Genomic DNA, 17324 nt, shown 5'->3' with positions numbered 1-17324 from the left:
CGACCTCGTAGGGTGCGCACCTGTGCGCACGCGGTTACGTGCGCCACCGAAGCCGGCGGCCCTGCATGCAGCCGACCGCGTGGGCACAGGCCTCGCCGGCCGCGTGCACCCTACGGCTCCTGACGGTGACAGAAACGACCTCGTAGGGTGCGCACCTGTGCGCACGCGGTTACGTGCGCCACCGAAGCCGTTGGCCGTGCATGCACCCGACCGCGTGGGCACGGGTGCCCACACCCTACGGGCGCAGCCATGACGATTACGGCTGGCCCAGCGTCAGCACCATCAGCACGCCCTTCGTATCTTCTTCCTCGTTCAGCGTCACCAGGATGCGGCCCTGCGGATCTTGCACCAGCGAGGTGACTTCCGCGGTCTTGCCGTCATTGACGGTGCGGCCGTATCCCGGCAGCATGGTGGACAGGTCGGTCCACTTGTCGCCGCCGTCGGCCGACCAGGCGAGGTAGGGCTTGGCGGTGACCTTGTCGAAGCCGCCGACGACGATGACGTTCGGTTTGCCCGCCGGGCTCAGGAAGCTGCGCACGTACGGGTAATTCTTCGTGTCTATCGGGTGCCTGATCACGAACTTGAACGTGCGGCCGCCGTCATCGCTGCGCAGCAGCCCGCCTTCGACGCCGACGAACACGCGCTGGGTCCCGGCCACTGATTCGATAAACTGCACCATGCGGTTCTCGAGTTCGGGCACCGTAATGGCGATCGGGTCCTGCGACGCCAGCCCCATTCCATCTGCCGTCAGCTGGTAGGCTTCCAGGAAGGCGACGTCGAGCGGGCATTCGCCGCCGGTCAGCAAACGGTCACCCACCACATGGAAGGCCGAATGGCTGCAATAGCTCGAGTCGAAACGGCCGCGCAGCAGGCGCCAGCTGGCTGCCTTGGTGTCGGACACGAGCAGGTTGTGGCCGCCGCCGGCATTGGTGTACAGCCGGGTGCCTACCTGTTTCAGGTCTTTCATCCACAGCGTCTCGCAGAAGATGTCGTTACAGGCGCGCAGACCTTCGTCGTGCGGGACAAAGGTGATCGCTTGCGGTGCCAGCGCGCACAGCGAGTGTTCCGGCGTTGCGCTAGGCCAGTCGGACCACTGCTGGAACAGCCACACGGTATCGCCCAGCTGCTTGAGGGTTGGCGAGCGGGTGATCACATATTCGTTCGATGGGCCGAGCGCGCAATCGCCGAGGGGCACGTCGTTCCAGATCGAGGTCGAATGCAGTGGCAGGCTGGTCTTCCTGACCGCTGTGCCTTCGGTGGTCGTATTCGACAGCGCCAGATAGGCCTTACCACCATTGAAGGCGATGCTTTGGATGCCGCGCTGTGAGTTTGCCAGCACCTCGATGCTGGTGACCGCAGGCGATTGGATTTCGGTGGTGCTGCCGCCGCAGCCGCTGATCGCGGTGGCCAGGATGGCGGCGCCGCACAGGAAGTGGAGGTTTCGATTCATTGAATGTCCCAGGTTGACGTCGGCACGTGGCCAGCATTGCTCCTGTACAGGGTGGTTGGCCTGTTCAAGATCGGCGGGAATTCTAGCTTTGCGAAAGCCAACGATCTGCCGTTGCATTGTCGGCAGACTGTCCTGAATTTGTATCAGGGAGGGTACGTTTTGCTACTTCTAAGAAATCGGCGCATCCTGCGCCTCCGGCCAGTCTCTCCGCCGCGCGCGTGATCCATCACAAAGACAGCTCGCGATGACGCTCTAAGGTAGCCCGGAGACACGAGCGCGGGAACCGATGTGAACGATACTGCCTCCCCCAACCAATTGCTGGCAATTGTCCAGCAACTCGCATGCGAAACCCATCCGGGCCGATCGTATGCCGTGTCGGAACACACTTCCTTTGAACACGACCTCGGGCTGGACAGTCTGGCCAAGGTCGAGCTGATGCAGCGCGTAGGCCAGCATTTTGGCACCGAGCTGCCATCCGAAGCGCTGGCCGAGGCCGACACTCCGCTGGACCTGCTGCGCTTTCTCGGCGCCGCGCCGCCGACCCCAGCCAAGGAAGCGCGGGTTAGCCAGCCGGCGGCGCCGGCGGCCGGCTTGCCCACTGCCGCCCAGACCCTGCTCGACGCGCTGGAGTGGCACGTTGAACAGCAGCCGGACCGGGTCCACATTCTGCTGCACGACGAGCGGCACCAGGAACATCCGATCACCTATCGCGACCTGTTTGAATCGGCAAGCACGTTCGCCGCGGGGCTGGCGTCTTTGGGCCTGCGGCGGGGGCAGACGGTCGCATTGATGCTGCCCACGGGGCGCGACTACCTCGCGAGTTTTTTCGGCGTGATGATCGCGGGCGGCATTCCGGTGCCGATCTACCCGCCCGCCCGGCTGGCAGGCATGGAGGATCACTTGAGGCGGCACATCGGCATTCTTGCCAATGCCGAGGCGGCGCTCCTGATCACGGTCGACGCGGCCAAGCCCGTGGCCGTGATGCTGCAGGCGGCACTGCCGTCGCTGTCTGCGATGACCACGCCGGCCGAGTTGCGCACGCTCGCGGCGAGAGGCAGGACGCCGGGCGCCGGTTACCGGCCGCAGAAGGACGACATCGCATTCATCCAGTACACGTCGGGCAGCACCGGCGCGCCCAAGGGCGTGGTGCTCACGCACGCCAACCTGTTGGCCAACATCCGTGCGCTGGCGCAAGCGACGCGCGCCGTGCCCGAGGACCATTTTGTCTCCTGGCTTCCGCTGTACCATGACATGGGCCTGATCGGCGCCTGGTTCGGTTCGATGTACGTCGGCATTGAGCTCACCCTGATGTCGCCGCTGACCTTTCTCGCGCGCCCGGCGCTGTGGCTCGAGACCATCACGCGGCACCGAGGTACCATGTCCGCGGCACCGAACTTCGCCTACGAATTGTGCGTACGCCATGTCGGCAACGAAGCCATGGCCGGGCTGGATCTGTCGAGCTGGCGGCTGGCGCTGAACGGCGCCGAACCGATCAGCGCCGCCACGCTGGACGCGTTTGCCAAGCGTTTTGCGCCGTGCGGCTTGCGCCGGACGGCAGTGACGCCCGTGTACGGCCTTGCCGAGTGTTCGGTCGGGCTCGCGTTTCCGCCGCTTGACCGCGGGCCGCGCATCGACCACATCCTGCGCGAACCGTTCGTGCGCGAGCGCGTGGCGGCGCAGGCGCCCGATGACGCAGCCGATGCAGTGCCGATGGTTGGCTGCGGCTACCCTTTGCCTGGGCATGAGATACGGATCGTCGACGAAACCGGCGTCGAACTGCCCGAGCGCCGCGTCGGCCGGCTCCAGTTCCGCGGACCGTCGGCCACCTCCGGCTACTACCGCAACCCGGAGGCGACGCGCAACCTGATCCATAACAGCTGGCTCGATTCGGGTGACGAGGCCTACAAGGCAGATGGCGAAGTGTTCATCGCCGGCCGTGTGAAAGACCTGATCAAGCGCGGCGGGCGCAACCTGTACCCGTATGACCTGGAGGCGGCGATCGGCAAGGTGCCCGGTATTCGCAAAGGATGCGTGGCGGTGTTCGCCAGCCCGGACCCGTCCACCGGCAGCGAACGGCTGGTGGTGGTGGCCGAAACCGGCACGCCTGCGGCTGAGCATGAACGGCTGCGGCGTTCCCTCAACAGCGTGGCGATCGACGTGATCGGTTCGCCGCCCGACGACATCGTGCTGGCGCCGCCGCACGCCGTGCTCAAGACATCGAGCGGCAAGATACGGCGGCTGGCGAGCCGCCAGGCATACGAACAGGGCACGCTGACCCGCTCGCCCTCGGCGCCGTGGCTGCTGGGCGCGCGCTTTGCAGGCGGCGCAATGCTGGCAAAGGCCAGGGTTCTGGCACGCCGCGCCGGCGCGTGGATGTATGGCGCGTATGCGTGGCTGCTGTTTGGCGTGTTGCTGCTGCCGTTTGCCGGCACGGCGATCCTGCTGCGCCGGAAGGTGGCCGCGCGTCGGCTGTTACATTGGGGGTCGCGGGTAATTTTCCGCCTGATGGGGGTGGCGCCGACGGCGGTCGGCATCGAGCGCCTGCCGCACCGGCCCCATATGCTGCTGGTCAATCACTCGAGCTATCTCGACGCGATCGCGCTCACCGCGCTGCTGCCGGCCGATCCGGGCTATGCGTTCACGGTCAAGAACGAATTTGCGCACCAGGCGGCGATGCGCACGCTGCTGGCCGCGGTCGGCGCTCTTTTCGTTGAACGCACCGACGCCAGGCGCAGCACGGCGGACGTCGATGCGATCGCGGCGGCGCTGCGGCAGGGCGAAAACGTGATCATCTTCCCGGAAGGGACATTCGCGCGCGAGCCGGCCCTGCTGCCGTTCCGGTCCGGCGGCTTTTCCGCGGCGGTGGCGGCCGGTGTGCCGCTCGTGGTAGCGGGCCTGCGCGGCACGCGCGAGGCGCTGCGGGCCAAGACATGGTGGCCGCGCAAGAGCCATATCTCGCTCGAGATCGGGCCGGTGCTCGAGCCCGAAGGCGGCGGGTGGGCTGAGACCGTGCGCTTGCGCGAGGAAGCGCGCAGCGCGATGGCGAAGCTGACCGGAGAGTTCATTATCGGGCAATGACGCGTAATTTGCCGAAGGGCGGGGCACTGCTTGAACACTGGGAGAACAACATGTCGGGCTACAGCATCAACATCGAAGAAAGGACCCTCGCGAACAATAACTTCCGCGAAGTCTTGTACACGACCCAGCGCAGCCAGCTGGTCACCATGACCCTCAAGCCGGGCGAGGAAATCGGAATGGAACACCACACGGGGCACGACCAGTTCATCCGTGTGGAGGCGGGCGAGGGAGTTGCGATTCTCGATGGCGAGCGCCATGCGCTGTCAGATGGCGTTGCGGTGGTGATCCCGGCTGGTACCGAGCATAACGTGATAAACACCTCGGGTAGCGAACCGATGCGGCTGTACACGCTGTACACCCCGCCGGAACATCCGGATGGCATCGTCCACAAGGACAAGGCCGAGGCGGATGAGTACGAGAAGCAGCATCACGGGCATTGAGGTGGTGTGATCGCGGCCAGCGGCCCGTGCACATCGTAGGGTGCGCACCAGTGCGCACGCGGTACGGTTGAATGCCGTTGACTCCGGTACGCACACGTACCGCGTGCGCACAGGTGCGCACCCTACGACGCGCTTATTCCGCCAGCAGCCGCTCGAGATCGCCCGCGATCTCCTCCGGTTTGGTCTGCGGCGCGTAGCGCTTATAGACGCTCCCGTCTTTATTGATGAGGAACTTAGTGAAGTTCCATTTGATCGCCTTGATGCCGAGCACGCCCGGCGCCGCCTTTTTCAGGTACCTGTACAGCGGATGCGCGCCTTCGCCGTTCACCTCGATCTTGGCGAACATCGGGAACTGCACGCCGTAGTTCTCCTCGCAGAACGCGCCGATCTGTTCTTCGCTGCCCGGCTCCTGCTTGCCGAACTGGTTGCACGGAAAGCCCAACACCACCAGGCCACGCTCGCGATATTGTTCGTACAGCTGCTCGAGTCCCTTGTACTGCGGCGTAAACCCGCATTCGCTCGCGGTATTCACGATCAGCAGCACCTTGCCCCGGTACTGCGCCAGATCGACGGGCGAACCGTCGAGCGCGTTGGCGTTGAAGTCGAATGCGTTCATGCTCAAACTATACCAAGATGCTCGGTCCCTGCCGAGAAATCGCGGTTTTTCGCGTTCTTGCTGTTGAGCTTGATGTTCAGGCGCAGGTCGTTGACCGAGTCGGCGTTGCGCAGCGCGTCTTCGTAGGTGATCTTGTCAAGCTCGTACAGGTCGAACAGCGCCTGGTCGAAGGTCTGCATGCCCAGTTCGCGCGACTTCTTCATGATCTCTTTGATCTCGTGGACCTCGCCCTTGAAGATCAGGTCCGAGATCAGCGGCGAATTGAGCATCACCTCCACCGCCACCACGCGGCCCTTGGCTTCCTTTTTCGGGATGAGGCGCTGCGAGATCAGGCCCTTGAGGTTGAGCGACAGATCCATCAACAGCTGCTGGCGGCGCTCTTCCGGGAAGAAGTTGATGATGCGGTCCAGCGCCTGGTTGGCGCTGTTGGCGTGCAGCGTGGCCAGGCACAGGTGGCCGGTCTCGGCGAACGCGATCGCGTGCTCCATCGTCTCGCGGTCGCGGATTTCGCCGATCTGGATTACGTCCGGCGCCTGGCGCAGCGAGTTTTTCAGCGCCGCTTCGAAGCTGTCGGTATCCACGCCCACTTCGCGCTGGGTGATCACGCAGTTCCTGTGCGGATGGACGAATTCGACCGGGTCTTCGATGGTGATGATGTGGCCATGGCTGTTTTCGTTGCGGTAGCCGACCATCGCCGCCAGCGTGGTCGACTTGCCCGAGCCTGTGGCGCCGACCATGATCACCAGGCCGCGCTTTTCCATGATCACGTCCTTGAGCACCGGCGGCAGTTCGAGGTCTTCGAACTTGGGGATGGTGGTGGTGATCACGCGCAGCACCATGCCCACGCAGCCCATCTGCTGGAACGCCGAGACGCGAAAGCGTCCCAGCTCGCCGGGGCTGATCGCGAAGTTCGCTTCGCGCGTCAGCTCGAAGCCGGCGGCCTGCTTGTCGTTCATGATGGCGCGCGCCAGGTCGGCCGTGTGCGCGGACGTGAGCGGCTGGCTCGACACCGGCGTCATCTTGCCGTCGATCTTGATAGCGGGCGGAAAGCCGGTCGTGATGAACAGGTCGGAACCGCCCTTGCTGACCATCAGGCGCAGCAGGTCGAACATGAATTTGGATGCCTGGTCGCGTTCCATCGTTCTTTAGCCTGGGAAGTTATCGGGGATCTTGGCCGCCGAGCGCGCGGCGGCGGACGAGATGACGTTGCGGCGCACCAGGTCGGTCAGGTTCTGGTCGAGCGTTTGCATGCCGACGCTGCTGCCGGTCTGGATCGACGAATACATCTGCGCGATCTTCGCTTCGCGGATCAGGTTGCGGATCGCCGGAGTGCCGATCATGATCTCGTGCGCGGCTACGCGGCCGGAACCGTCCTTGGTCTTGAGCAGGGTCTGCGAGATCACCGCCTGCAGCGATTCGGACAGCATGGCCCGCACCATTTCCTTTTCCTCGGCCGGGAACACGTCGACGATACGGTCGATGGTCTTGGCCGCCGACGAGGTGTGCAGCGTGCCGAACACCAGGTGGCCGGTTTCGGCGGCCGACAGCGCCAGGCGGATCGTCTCCAGGTCGCGCAGCTCGCCGACCAGGATCGCGTCCGGGTCTTCGCGCAGCGCCGAGCGCAGCGCGTTGTTAAACGAGAGCGTGTGCGGACCGACTTCGCGCTGGTTGATCAGGCACTTCTTCGAGTCGTGCACGAATTCGATCGGGTCCTCGATGGTGAGGATGTGGCCGTACTCGTTTTCGTTCAGGTGGTTGATCATCGCGGCCAGCGTGGTCGACTTGCCCGAACCGGTGGGGCCGGTGACCAGCACCAAGCCGCGCGGCTTCAGTGCCAGCTCGGCGAAAATCTTTGGCGCGTTCAGTTCTTCCAGCGACAGGATCTTGGACGGAATCGTGCGCATCACCGCCGCCGCGCCGCGCTCCTGGTTGAAGGCGTTGACGCGAAAGCGCGCCAGGCCCGGGATCGCGAACGAGAAGTCGCATTCGAGCACTTCTTCGTACTGCTTGCGCTGCGCATCGTTCATGATGTCATAGATCATGGCGTGCACGTCCTTGTGCTCCAGCGGCGGCAGGTTGATGCGCCGTACGTCGCCATGCACGCGGATCATCGGCGGCAGGCCGGACGACAGGTGCAGGTCCGAGGCCTTGTTCTTAACCGAGAAGGCGAGTAATTCCGAGATGTCCATTTATAATCCCTGTGCCTGAAAACGGGCGCCGCTCCAGATGCGCTCGCGCATCGACAAGAATATTGCCCAGTGAAAATTGATTATGTCCACAATCGCCGCCAACTTGCAAGCTGTTGAAGCGACAATCCAGAGCGCCGTCAAGGCTGCCGGAAGGCCTGCGTCAAGCGTGCAACTGCTGGCCGTTTCCAAGACGTTTCCGCCTGAAGCGGTGCTGGAAGCGATCGCTTGCGGGCAGCGCGCGTTCGGCGAAAACTACCTGCAGGAAGCGCTCGACAAGATGCGCTCTGTTGCGCGTTTGGCGCCCGACATTCCAGTCGAGTGGCATTTCATCGGGCCGATCCAGAGCAACAAGACGCGCCCGATCGCGGCCAACTTCCAGTGGGTGCACACGGTCGAGCGCCTGAAGATCGCGCAGCGCCTGTCCGAGCAGCGGCCGCCCGAGATGGGGCCGCTCAACATCTGCCTGCAGGTGAACATCAGCGGCGAAGCCACCAAGAGCGGCGTCACGCCCGCCGAACTGCCTGAGCTGGCGCACCAGGTGGCGCAGCTGTCCAATCTGCGCCTGCGCGGCCTAATGGCGATCCCCGAGCCGGAGACCGACGTAGCGAAGCAGCGCGCGGCGTTTGCGCAACTGCGAGCCTTGTACGACAGCCTGTGCGGCGAAGGCCTGGCGCTCGACACGCTGTCGATGGGGATGTCCGGCGATCTTGCGGCGGCGATTCTTGAAGGCGCGACTATTGTGCGAATCGGCAGTGCCATCTTTGGCGCGCGCCAAGCGGTCGTTTCAAAATGAACAGGGCAAGGGCGGCGAGGCCTCAACGCAGCCACGCGCAGTTCGTAGGGTGCGCACCTGTGCGCACGCGGTTCGCGAAAGCAGCGTGAAGATACAGCAGCCGCAAGTCGGCACACGGTGACCGCGTGCGCACAGGTGCGCACCCTACGAACTGCGCGTGGCTGCGTTGAGGCCTCGCCGCCCTTGCCCTGTTCATTTTGAAACGACCGCTTGGCGCGCGCCAAAGATGGCACTGCCGATTCGCACAATAGTCGCGCCTTCAAGAATCGCCGCCGCAAGATCGCCGGACATCCCCATCGACAGCGTGTCGAGCGCCAGGCCTTCGCCGCACAGGCTGTCGTACAAGGCTCGCAGTTGCGCAAACGCCGCGCGCTGCTTCGCTACGTCGGTCTCCGGCTCGGGGATCGCCATTAGGCCGCGCAGGCGCAGATTGGACAGCTGCGCCACCTGGTGCGCCAGCTCAGGCAGTTCGGCGGGCGTGACGCCGCTCTTGGTGGCTTCGCCGCTGATGTTCACCTGCAGGCAGATGTTGAGCGGCCCCATCTCGGGCGGCCGCTGCTCGGACAGGCGCTGCGCGATCTTCAGGCGCTCGACCGTGTGCACCCACTGGAAGTTGGCCGCGATCGGGCGCGTCTTGTTGCTCTGGATCGGCCCGATGAAATGCCACTCGACTGGAATGTCGGGCGCCAAACGCGCAACAGAGCGCATCTTGTCGAGCGCTTCCTGCAGGTAGTTTTCGCCGAACGCGCGCTGCCCGCAAGCGATCGCTTCCAGCACCGCTTCAGGCGGAAACGTCTTGGAAACGGCCAGCAGTTGCACGCTTGACGCAGGCCTTCCGGCAGCCTTGACGGCGCTCTGGATTGTCGCTTCAACAGCTTGCAAGTTGGCGGCGATTGTGGACATAATCAATTTTCACTGGGCAATATTCTTGTCGATGCGCGAGCGCATCTGGAGCGGCGCCCGTTTTCAGGCACAGGGATTATAAATGGACATCTCGGAATTACTCGCCTTCTCGGTTAAGAACAAGGCCTCGGACCTGCACCTGTCGTCCGGCCTGCCGCCGATGATCCGCGTGCATGGCGACGTACGGCGCATCAACCTGCCGCCGCTGGAGCACAAGGACGTGCACGCCATGATCTATGACATCATGAACGATGCGCAGCGCAAGCAGTACGAAGAAGTGCTCGAATGCGACTTCTCGTTCGCGATCCCGGGCCTGGCGCGCTTTCGCGTCAACGCCTTCAACCAGGAGCGCGGCGCGGCGGCGGTGATGCGCACGATTCCGTCCAAGATCCTGTCGCTGGAAGAACTGAACGCGCCAAAGATTTTCGCCGAGCTGGCACTGAAGCCGCGCGGCTTGGTGCTGGTCACCGGCCCCACCGGTTCGGGCAAGTCGACCACGCTGGCCGCGATGATCAACCACCTGAACGAAAACGAGTACGGCCACATCCTCACCATCGAGGACCCGATCGAATTCGTGCACGACTCGAAGAAGTGCCTGATCAACCAGCGCGAAGTCGGTCCGCACACGCTCTCGTTTAACAACGCGCTGCGCTCGGCGCTGCGCGAAGACCCGGACGCGATCCTGGTCGGCGAGCTGCGCGACCTGGAGACGATCCGCCTGGCGCTGTCGGCCGCCGAAACCGGCCACCTGGTGTTCGGCACGCTGCACACCTCGTCGGCGGCCAAGACCATCGACCGTATCGTCGACGTGTTCCCGGCCGAGGAAAAGGAAATGGTGCGGGCCATGCTGTCCGAATCGCTGCAGGCGGTGATCTCGCAGACCCTGCTCAAGACCAAGGACGGTTCCGGCCGCGTAGCCGCGCACGAGATCATGATCGGCACTCCGGCGATCCGCAACCTGATCCGCGAAGCGAAGATCGCGCAGATGTATTCGTCGATCCAGACCGGCAGCAGCGTCGGCATGCAAACGCTCGACCAGAACCTGACCGACCTGGTGCGCCGCAACGTCATCTCGTCCGCCGCCGCGCGCTCGGCGGCCAAGATCCCCGATAACTTCCCAGGCTAAAGAACGATGGAACGCGACCAGGCATCCAAATTCATGTTCGACCTGCTGCGCCTGATGGTCAGCAAGGGCGGTTCCGACCTGTTCATCACGACCGGCTTTCCGCCCGCTATCAAGATCGACGGCAAGATGACGCCGGTGTCGAGCCAGCCGCTCACGTCCGCGCACACGGCCGACCTGGCGCGCGCCATCATGAACGACAAGCAGGCCGCCGGCTTCGAGCTGACGCGCGAAGCGAACTTCGCGATCAGCCCCGGCGAGCTGGGACGCTTTCGCGTCTCGGCGTTCCAGCAGATGGGCTGCGTGGGCATGGTGCTGCGCGTGATCACCACCACCATCCCCAAGTTCGAAGACCTCGAACTGCCGCCGGTGCTCAAGGACGTGATCATGGAAAAGCGCGGCCTGGTGATCATGGTCGGCGCCACAGGCTCGGGCAAGTCGACCACGCTGGCGGCGATGGTCGGCTACCGCAACGAAAACAGCCATGGCCACATCATCACCATCGAAGACCCGGTCGAATTCGTCCATCCGCACAGGAACTGCGTGATCACCCAGCGCGAAGTGGGCGTGGATACCGACAGCTTCGAAGCGGCGCTGAAAAACTCGCTGCGCCAGGCGCCGGACGTAATCCAGATCGGCGAAATCCGCGACCGCGAGACGATGGAGCACGCGATCGCGTTCGCCGAGACCGGCCACCTGTGCCTGGCCACGCTGCACGCCAACAGCGCCAACCAGGCGCTGGACCGCATCATCAACTTCTTCCCGGAAGAGCGCCGCCAGCAGCTGTTGATGGATCTGTCGCTCAACCTCAAGGGCCTGATCTCGCAGCGCCTCATCCCGAAAAAGGAAGCCAAGGGCCGCGTGGTGGCGGTGGAGGTGATGCTCAATTCGCCGCTGATCTCGGACCTGATCTTCAAGGGCGAGGTCCACGAGATCAAAGAGATCATGAAGAAGTCGCGCGAACTGGGCATGCAGACCTTCGACCAGGCGCTGTTCGACCTGTACGAGCTTGACAAGATCACCTACGAAGACGCGCTGCGCAACGCCGACTCGGTCAACGACCTGCGCCTGAACATCAAGCTCAACAGCAAGAACGCGAAAAACCGCGATTTCTCGGCAGGGACCGAGCATCTTGGTATAGTTTGAGCATGAACGCATTCGACTTCAACGCCAACGCGCTCGACGGTTCGCCCGTCGATCTGGCGCAGTACCGGGGCAAGGTGCTGCTGATCGTGAATACCGCGAGCGAATGCGGGTTTACGCCGCAGTACAAGGGACTCGAGCAGCTGTACGAACAATATCGCGAGCGTGGCCTGGTGGTGTTGGGCTTTCCGTGCAACCAGTTCGGCAAGCAGGAGCCGGGCAGCGAAGAACAGATCGGCGCGTTCTGCGAGGAGAACTACGGCGTGCAGTTCCCGATGTTCGCCAAGATCGAGGTGAACGGCGAAGGCGCGCATCCGCTGTACAGGTACCTGAAAAAGGCGGCGCCGGGCGTGCTCGGCATCAAGGCGATCAAATGGAACTTCACTAAGTTCCTCATCAATAAAGACGGGAGCGTCTATAAGCGCTACGCGCCGCAGACCAAACCGGAGGAGATCGCGGGCGATCTCGAGCGGCTGCTGGCGGAATAAGCGCGTCGTAGGGTGCGCACCTGTGCGCACGCGGTACGTGTGCGTACCGGAGTCAACGGCATTCAACCGTACCGCGTGCGCACTGGTGCGCACCCTACGATGTGCACGGGCCGCTGGCCGCGATCACACCACCTCAATGCCCGTGATGCTGCTTCTCGTACTCATCCGCCTCGGCCTTGTCCTTGTGGACGATGCCATCCGGATGTTCCGGCGGGGTGTACAGCGTGTACAGCCGCATCGGTTCGCTACCCGAGGTGTTTATCACGTTATGCTCGGTACCAGCCGGGATCACCACCGCAACGCCATCTGACAGCGCATGGCGCTCGCCATCGAGAATCGCAACTCCCTCGCCCGCCTCCACACGGATGAACTGGTCGTGCCCCGTGTGGTGTTCCATTCCGATTTCCTCGCCCGGCTTGAGGGTCATGGTGACCAGCTGGCTGCGCTGGGTCGTGTACAAGACTTCGCGGAAGTTATTGTTCGCGAGGGTCCTTTCTTCGATGTTGATGCTGTAGCCCGACATGTTGTTCTCCCAGTGTTCAAGCAGTGCCCCGCCCTTCGGCAAATTACGCGTCATTGCCCGATAATGAACTCTCCGGTCAGCTTCGCCATCGCGCTGCGCGCTTCCTCGCGCAAGCGCACGGTCTCAGCCCACCCGCCGCCTTCGGGCTCGAGCACCGGCCCGATCTCGAGCGAGATATGGCTCTTGCGCGGCCACCATGTCTTGGCCCGCAGCGCCTCGCGCGTGCCGCGCAGGCCCGCTACCACGAGCGGCACACCGGCCGCCACCGCCGCGGAAAAGCCGCCGGACCGGAACGGCAGCAGGGCCGGCTCGCGCGCGAATGTCCCTTCCGGGAAGATGATCACGTTTTCGCCCTGCCGCAGCGCCGCCGCGATCGCATCGACGTCCGCCGTGCTGCGCCTGGCGTCGGTGCGTTCAACGAAAAGAGCGCCGACCGCGGCCAGCAGCGTGCGCATCGCCGCCTGGTGCGCAAATTCGTTCTTGACCGTGAACGCATAGCCCGGATCGGCCGGCAGCAGCGCGGTGAGCGCGATCGCGTCGAGATAGCTCGAGTGATTGACCAGCAGCATATGGGGCCGGTGCGGCAGGCGCTCGATGCCGACCGCCGTCGGCGCCACCCCCATCAGGCGGAAAATTACCCGCGACCCCCAATGTAACAGCCGACGCGCGGCCACCTTCCGGCGCAGCAGGATCGCCGTGCCGGCAAACGGCAGCAGCAACACGCCAAACAGCAGCCACGCATACGCGCCATACATCCACGCGCCGGCGCGGCGTGCCAGAACCCTGGCCTTTGCCAGCATTGCGCCGCCTGCAAAGCGCGCGCCCAGCAGCCACGGCGCCGAGGGCGAGCGGGTCAGCGTGCCCTGTTCGTATGCCTGGCGGCTCGCCAGCCGCCGTATCTTGCCGCTCGATGTCTTGAGCACGGCGTGCGGCGGCGCCAGCACGATGTCGTCGGGCGGCGAACCGATCACGTCGATCGCCACGCTGTTGAGGGAACGCCGCAGCCGTTCATGCTCAGCCGCAGGCGTGCCGGTTTCGGCCACCACCACCAGCCGTTCGCTGCCGGTGGACGGGTCCGGGCTGGCGAACACCGCCACGCATCCTTTGCGAATACCGGGCACCTTGCCGATCGCCGCCTCCAGGTCATACGGGTACAGGTTGCGCCCGCCGCGCTTGATCAGGTCTTTCACACGGCCGGCGATGAACACTTCGCCATCTGCCTTGTAGGCCTCGTCACCCGAATCGAGCCAGCTGTTATGGATCAGGTTGCGCGTCGCCTCCGGGTTGCGGTAGTAGCCGGAGGTGGCCGACGGTCCGCGGAACTGGAGCCGGCCGACGCGGCGCTCGGGCAGTTCGACGCCGGTTTCGTCGACGATCCGTATCTCATGCCCAGGCAAAGGGTAGCCGCAGCCAACCATCGGCACTGCATCGGCTGCGTCATCGGGCGCCTGCGCCGCCACGCGCTCGCGCACGAACGGTTCGCGCAGGATGTGGTCGATGCGCGGCCCGCGGTCAAGCGGCGGAAACGCGAGCCCGACCGAACACTCGGCAAGGCCGTACACGGGCGTCACTGCCGTCCGGCGCAAGCCGCACGGCGCAAAACGCTTGGCAAACGCGTCCAGCGTGGCGGCGCTGATCGGTTCGGCGCCGTTCAGCGCCAGCCGCCAGCTCGACAGATCCAGCCCGGCCATGGCTTCGTTGCCGACATGGCGTACGCACAATTCGTAGGCGAAGTTCGGTGCCGCGGACATGGTACCTCGGTGCCGCGTGATGGTCTCGAGCCACAGCGCCGGGCGCGCGAGAAAGGTCAGCGGCGACATCAGGGTGAGCTCAATGCCGACGTACATCGAACCGAACCAGGCGCCGATCAGGCCCATGTCATGGTACAGCGGAAGCCAGGAGACAAAATGGTCCTCGGGCACGGCGCGCGTCGCTTGCGCCAGCGCACGGATGTTGGCCAACAGGTTGGCGTGCGTGAGCACCACGCCCTTGGGCGCGCCGGTGCTGCCCGACGTGTACTGGATGAATGCGATGTCGTCCTTCTGCGGCCGGTAACCGGCGCCCGGCGTCCTGCCTCTCGCCGCGAGCGTGCGCAACTCGGCCGGCGTGGTCATCGCAGACAGCGACGGCAGTGCCGCCTGCAGCATCACGGCCACGGGCTTGGCCGCGTCGACCGTGATCAGGAGCGCCGCCTCGGCATTGGCAAGAATGCCGATGTGCCGCCTCAAGTGATCCTCCATGCCTGCCAGCCGGGCGGGCGGGTAGATCGGCACCGGAATGCCGCCCGCGATCATCACGCCGAAAAAACTCGCGAGGTAGTCGCGCCCCGTGGGCAGCATCAATGCGACCGTCTGCCCCCGCCGCAGGCCCAAAGACGCCAGCCCCGCGGCGAACGTGCTTGCCGATTCAAACAGGTCGCGATAGGTGATCGGATGTTCCTGGTGCCGCTCGTCGTGCAGCAGAATGTGGACCCGGTCCGGCTGCTGTTCAACGTGCCACTCCAGCGCGTCGAGCAGGGTCTGGGCGGCAGTGGGCAAGCCGGCCGCCGGCGCCGCCGGCTGGCTAACCCGCGCTTCCTTGGCTGGGGTCGGCGGCGCGGCGCCGAGAAAGCGCAGCAGGTCCAGCGGAGTGTCGGCCTCGGCCAGCGCTTCGGATGGCAGCTCGGTGCCAAAATGCTGGCCTACGCGCTGCATCAGCTCGACCTTGGCCAGACTGTCCAGCCCGAGGTCGTGTTCAAAGGAAGTGTGTTCCGACACGGCATACGATCGGCCCGGATGGGTTTCGCATGCGAGTTGCTGGACAATTGCCAGCAATTGGTTGGGGGAGGCAGTATCGTTCACATCGGTTCCCGCGCTCGTGTCTCCGGGCTACCTTAGAGCGTCATCGCGAGCTGTCTTTGTGATGGATCACGCGCGCGGCGGAGAGACTGGCCGGAGGCGCAGGATGCGCCGATTTCTTAGAAGTAGCAAAACGTACCCTCCCTGATACAAATTCAGGACAGTCTGCCGACAATGCAACGGCAGATCGTTGGCTTTCGCAAAGCTAGAATTCCCGCCGATCTTGAACAGGCCAACCACCCTGTACAGGAGCAATGCTGGCCACGTGCCGACGTCAACCTGGGACATTCAATGAATCGAAACCTCCACTTCCTGTGCGGCGCCGCCATCCTGGCCACCGCGATCAGCGGCTGCGGCGGCAGCACCACCGAAATCCAATCGCCTGCGGTCACCAGCATCGAGGTGCTGGCAAACTCACAGCGCGGCATCCAAAGCATCGCCTTCAATGGTGGTAAGGCCTATCTGGCGCTGTCGAATACGACCACCGAAGGCACAGCGGTCAGGAAGACCAGCCTGCCACTGCATTCGACCTCGATCTGGAACGACGTGCCCCTCGGCGATTGCGCGCTCGGCCCATCGAACGAATATGTGATCACCCGCTCGCCAACCCTCAAGCAGCTGGGCGATACCGTGTGGCTGTTCCAGCAGTGGTCCGACTGGCCTAGCGCAACGCCGGAACACTCGCTGTGCGCGCTGGCACCGCAAGCGATCACCTTTGTCCCGCACGACGAAGGTCTGCGCGCCTGTAACGACATCTTCTGCGAGACGCTGTGGATGAAAGACCTGAAACAGGTAGGCACCCGGCTGTACACCAATGCCGGCGGCGGCCACAACCTGCTCGTGTCCGACACCAAGGCAGCCAGCTGGCGCCTGCTGCGCGGCCGTTTCGACTCGAGCTATTGCAGCCATTCGGCCTTCCATGTGGTGGGTGACCGTTTGCTGACCGGCGGCGAATGCCCGCTCGACGTCGCCTTCCTGGAAGCCTACCAGCTGACGGCAGATGGAATGGGGCTGGCGTCGCAGGACCCGATCGCCATTACGGTGCCCGAACTCGAGAACCGCATGGTGCAGTTTATCGAATCAGTGGCCGGGACCCAGCGCGTGTTCGTCGGCGTCGAAGGCGGGCTGCTGCGCAGCGATGACGGCGGCCGCACGTTCAAGTTCGTGATCAGGCACCCGATAGACACGAAGAATTACCCGTACGTGCGCAGCTTCCTGAGCCCGGCGGGCAAACCGAACGTCATCGTCGTCGGCGGCTTCGACAAGGTCACCGCCAAGCCCTACCTCGCCTGGTCGGCCGACGGCGGCGACAAGTGGACCGACCTGTCCACCATGCTGCCGGGATACGGCCGCACCGTCAATGACGGCAAGACCGCGGAAGTCACCTCGCTGGTGCAAGATCCGCAGGGCCGCATCCTGGTGACGCTGAACGAGGAAGAAGATACGAAGGGCGTGCTGATGGTGCTGACGCTGGGCCAGCCGTAATCGTCATGGCTGCGCCCGTAGGGTGTGGGCACCCGTGCCCACGCGGTCGGGTGCATGCACGGCCAACGGCTTCGGTGGCGCACGTAACCGCGTGCGCACAGGTGCGCACCCTACGAGGTCGTTTCTGTCACCGTCAGGAGCCGTAGGGTGCACGCGGCCGGCGAGGCCTGTGCCCACGCGGTCGGCTGCATGCAGGGCCGCCGGCTTCGGTGGCGCACGTAACCGCGTGCGCACAGGTGCGCACCCTACGAGGTCG

The 17324-nt window shown here is 64.4% G+C and carries 14 protein-coding genes; 7 read left to right on the top strand and 7 right to left on the bottom strand.

Going from position 1 to position 17324, the window contains the following annotated elements; translation table 11 throughout:
- Window positions 1-256: 256 nt before the first annotated feature.
- A complete protein-coding gene (locus tag E4O92_RS09360) occupies window positions 257-1450 on the bottom strand; it encodes a beta propeller repeat protein (protein ID WP_135189493.1) in 1194 nt (397 codons plus the stop codon).
- Window positions 1451-1738: 288 nt separating this feature from the next.
- On the opposite strand from E4O92_RS09360, the gene E4O92_RS09355 reads away from it, so the two are divergent.
- Both E4O92_RS09355 and E4O92_RS09350 read left to right on the top strand, forming a co-directional pair.
- Entirely contained in the window at window positions 1739-4528 is a 2790-nt protein-coding gene (locus tag E4O92_RS09355; protein WP_135189494.1) for an AMP-binding protein, read from the top strand.
- Window positions 4525-4968, top strand: a complete 444-nt coding sequence (locus E4O92_RS09350) for a cupin domain-containing protein (protein ID WP_229483207.1) — start codon at window positions 4525-4527, stop codon at window positions 4966-4968. Before E4O92_RS09355 ends, E4O92_RS09350 begins: the two co-directional genes overlap by 4 nt.
- 133 nt (window positions 4969-5101) lie before the next feature.
- Here the strand turns inward: E4O92_RS09350 and E4O92_RS09345 are convergent, their stop codons facing one another.
- From E4O92_RS09345 to E4O92_RS09335, 3 genes are read right to left on the bottom strand one after another with little or no spacing between them, the layout of a single operon-like run.
- Window positions 5102-5584 (bottom strand): glutathione peroxidase, encoded by a 483-nt coding sequence (locus E4O92_RS09345; protein WP_135189495.1) that lies wholly within the window; start codon window positions 5582-5584, stop codon window positions 5102-5104.
- 2 nt (window positions 5585-5586) lie between these two features.
- Window positions 5587-6723: a PilT/PilU family type 4a pilus ATPase gene (locus E4O92_RS09340; protein ID WP_135189496.1), complete on the bottom strand. Its 1137-nt coding sequence runs from the start codon at window positions 6721-6723 to the stop codon at window positions 5587-5589.
- 6 nt (window positions 6724-6729) lie between these two features.
- Window positions 6730-7773: a type IV pilus twitching motility protein PilT gene (locus E4O92_RS09335; RefSeq protein WP_135189497.1), complete on the bottom strand. Its 1044-nt coding sequence runs from the start codon at window positions 7771-7773 to the stop codon at window positions 6730-6732.
- Between the two features lie 82 nt (window positions 7774-7855).
- Here E4O92_RS09335 and E4O92_RS09330 point away from each other — a divergent pair, with 82 nt between their 5' ends.
- A complete protein-coding gene (locus tag E4O92_RS09330) occupies window positions 7856-8566 on the top strand; it encodes a YggS family pyridoxal phosphate-dependent enzyme (RefSeq protein ID WP_135189498.1) in 711 nt (236 codons plus the stop codon).
- Between the two features lie 192 nt (window positions 8567-8758).
- Here E4O92_RS09330 and E4O92_RS09325 read toward each other — a convergent pair whose 3' ends face one another.
- A complete protein-coding gene (locus tag E4O92_RS09325; protein WP_135189498.1) occupies window positions 8759-9469 on the bottom strand; it encodes a YggS family pyridoxal phosphate-dependent enzyme in 711 nt (236 codons plus the stop codon).
- Window positions 9470-9551: 82 nt separating this feature from the next.
- On the opposite strand from E4O92_RS09325, the gene E4O92_RS09320 reads away from it, so the two are divergent.
- From E4O92_RS09320 to E4O92_RS09310, 3 genes are read left to right on the top strand one after another with little or no spacing between them, the layout of a single operon-like run.
- Window positions 9552-10595 (top strand): type IV pilus twitching motility protein PilT, encoded by a 1044-nt coding sequence (locus tag E4O92_RS09320; protein ID WP_135189497.1) that lies wholly within the window; start codon window positions 9552-9554, stop codon window positions 10593-10595.
- A 6-nt stretch (window positions 10596-10601) separates the two neighbouring features.
- Window positions 10602-11738 (top strand): PilT/PilU family type 4a pilus ATPase, encoded by a 1137-nt coding sequence (locus E4O92_RS09315; protein WP_135189496.1) that lies wholly within the window; start codon window positions 10602-10604, stop codon window positions 11736-11738.
- A 2-nt stretch (window positions 11739-11740) separates the two neighbouring features.
- Window positions 11741-12223 (top strand): glutathione peroxidase, encoded by a 483-nt coding sequence (locus E4O92_RS09310; protein WP_135189495.1) that lies wholly within the window; start codon window positions 11741-11743, stop codon window positions 12221-12223.
- A gap of 133 nt (window positions 12224-12356) precedes the next feature.
- On the opposite strand, the gene E4O92_RS09305 is transcribed toward E4O92_RS09310, so the two are convergent.
- On the bottom strand, window positions 12357-12800 hold the full coding sequence (locus E4O92_RS09305; protein ID WP_229483207.1) for a cupin domain-containing protein: 444 nt from the start codon (window positions 12798-12800) through the stop codon (window positions 12357-12359).
- Window positions 12797-15586 (bottom strand): AMP-binding protein, encoded by a 2790-nt coding sequence (locus tag E4O92_RS09300; RefSeq protein WP_135189494.1) that lies wholly within the window; start codon window positions 15584-15586, stop codon window positions 12797-12799. Before E4O92_RS09300 ends, E4O92_RS09305 begins: the two co-directional genes overlap by 4 nt.
- Before the next feature lie 288 nt (window positions 15587-15874).
- On the opposite strand from E4O92_RS09300, the gene E4O92_RS09295 reads away from it, so the two are divergent.
- Window positions 15875-17068: a beta propeller repeat protein gene (locus tag E4O92_RS09295; RefSeq protein ID WP_135189493.1), complete on the top strand. Its 1194-nt coding sequence runs from the start codon at window positions 15875-15877 to the stop codon at window positions 17066-17068.
- Window positions 17069-17324: the final 256 nt, after the last annotated feature.

Source organism: Massilia horti, from assembly GCF_004614195.1.
In the GTDB taxonomy this organism is placed as follows: Bacteria; Pseudomonadota; Gammaproteobacteria; order Burkholderiales; family Burkholderiaceae_D; genus Telluria; species Telluria horti.
Note: the sequence above shows the minus strand (reverse complement) of the source record. Positions and strands in the feature narration are given on the sequence as shown.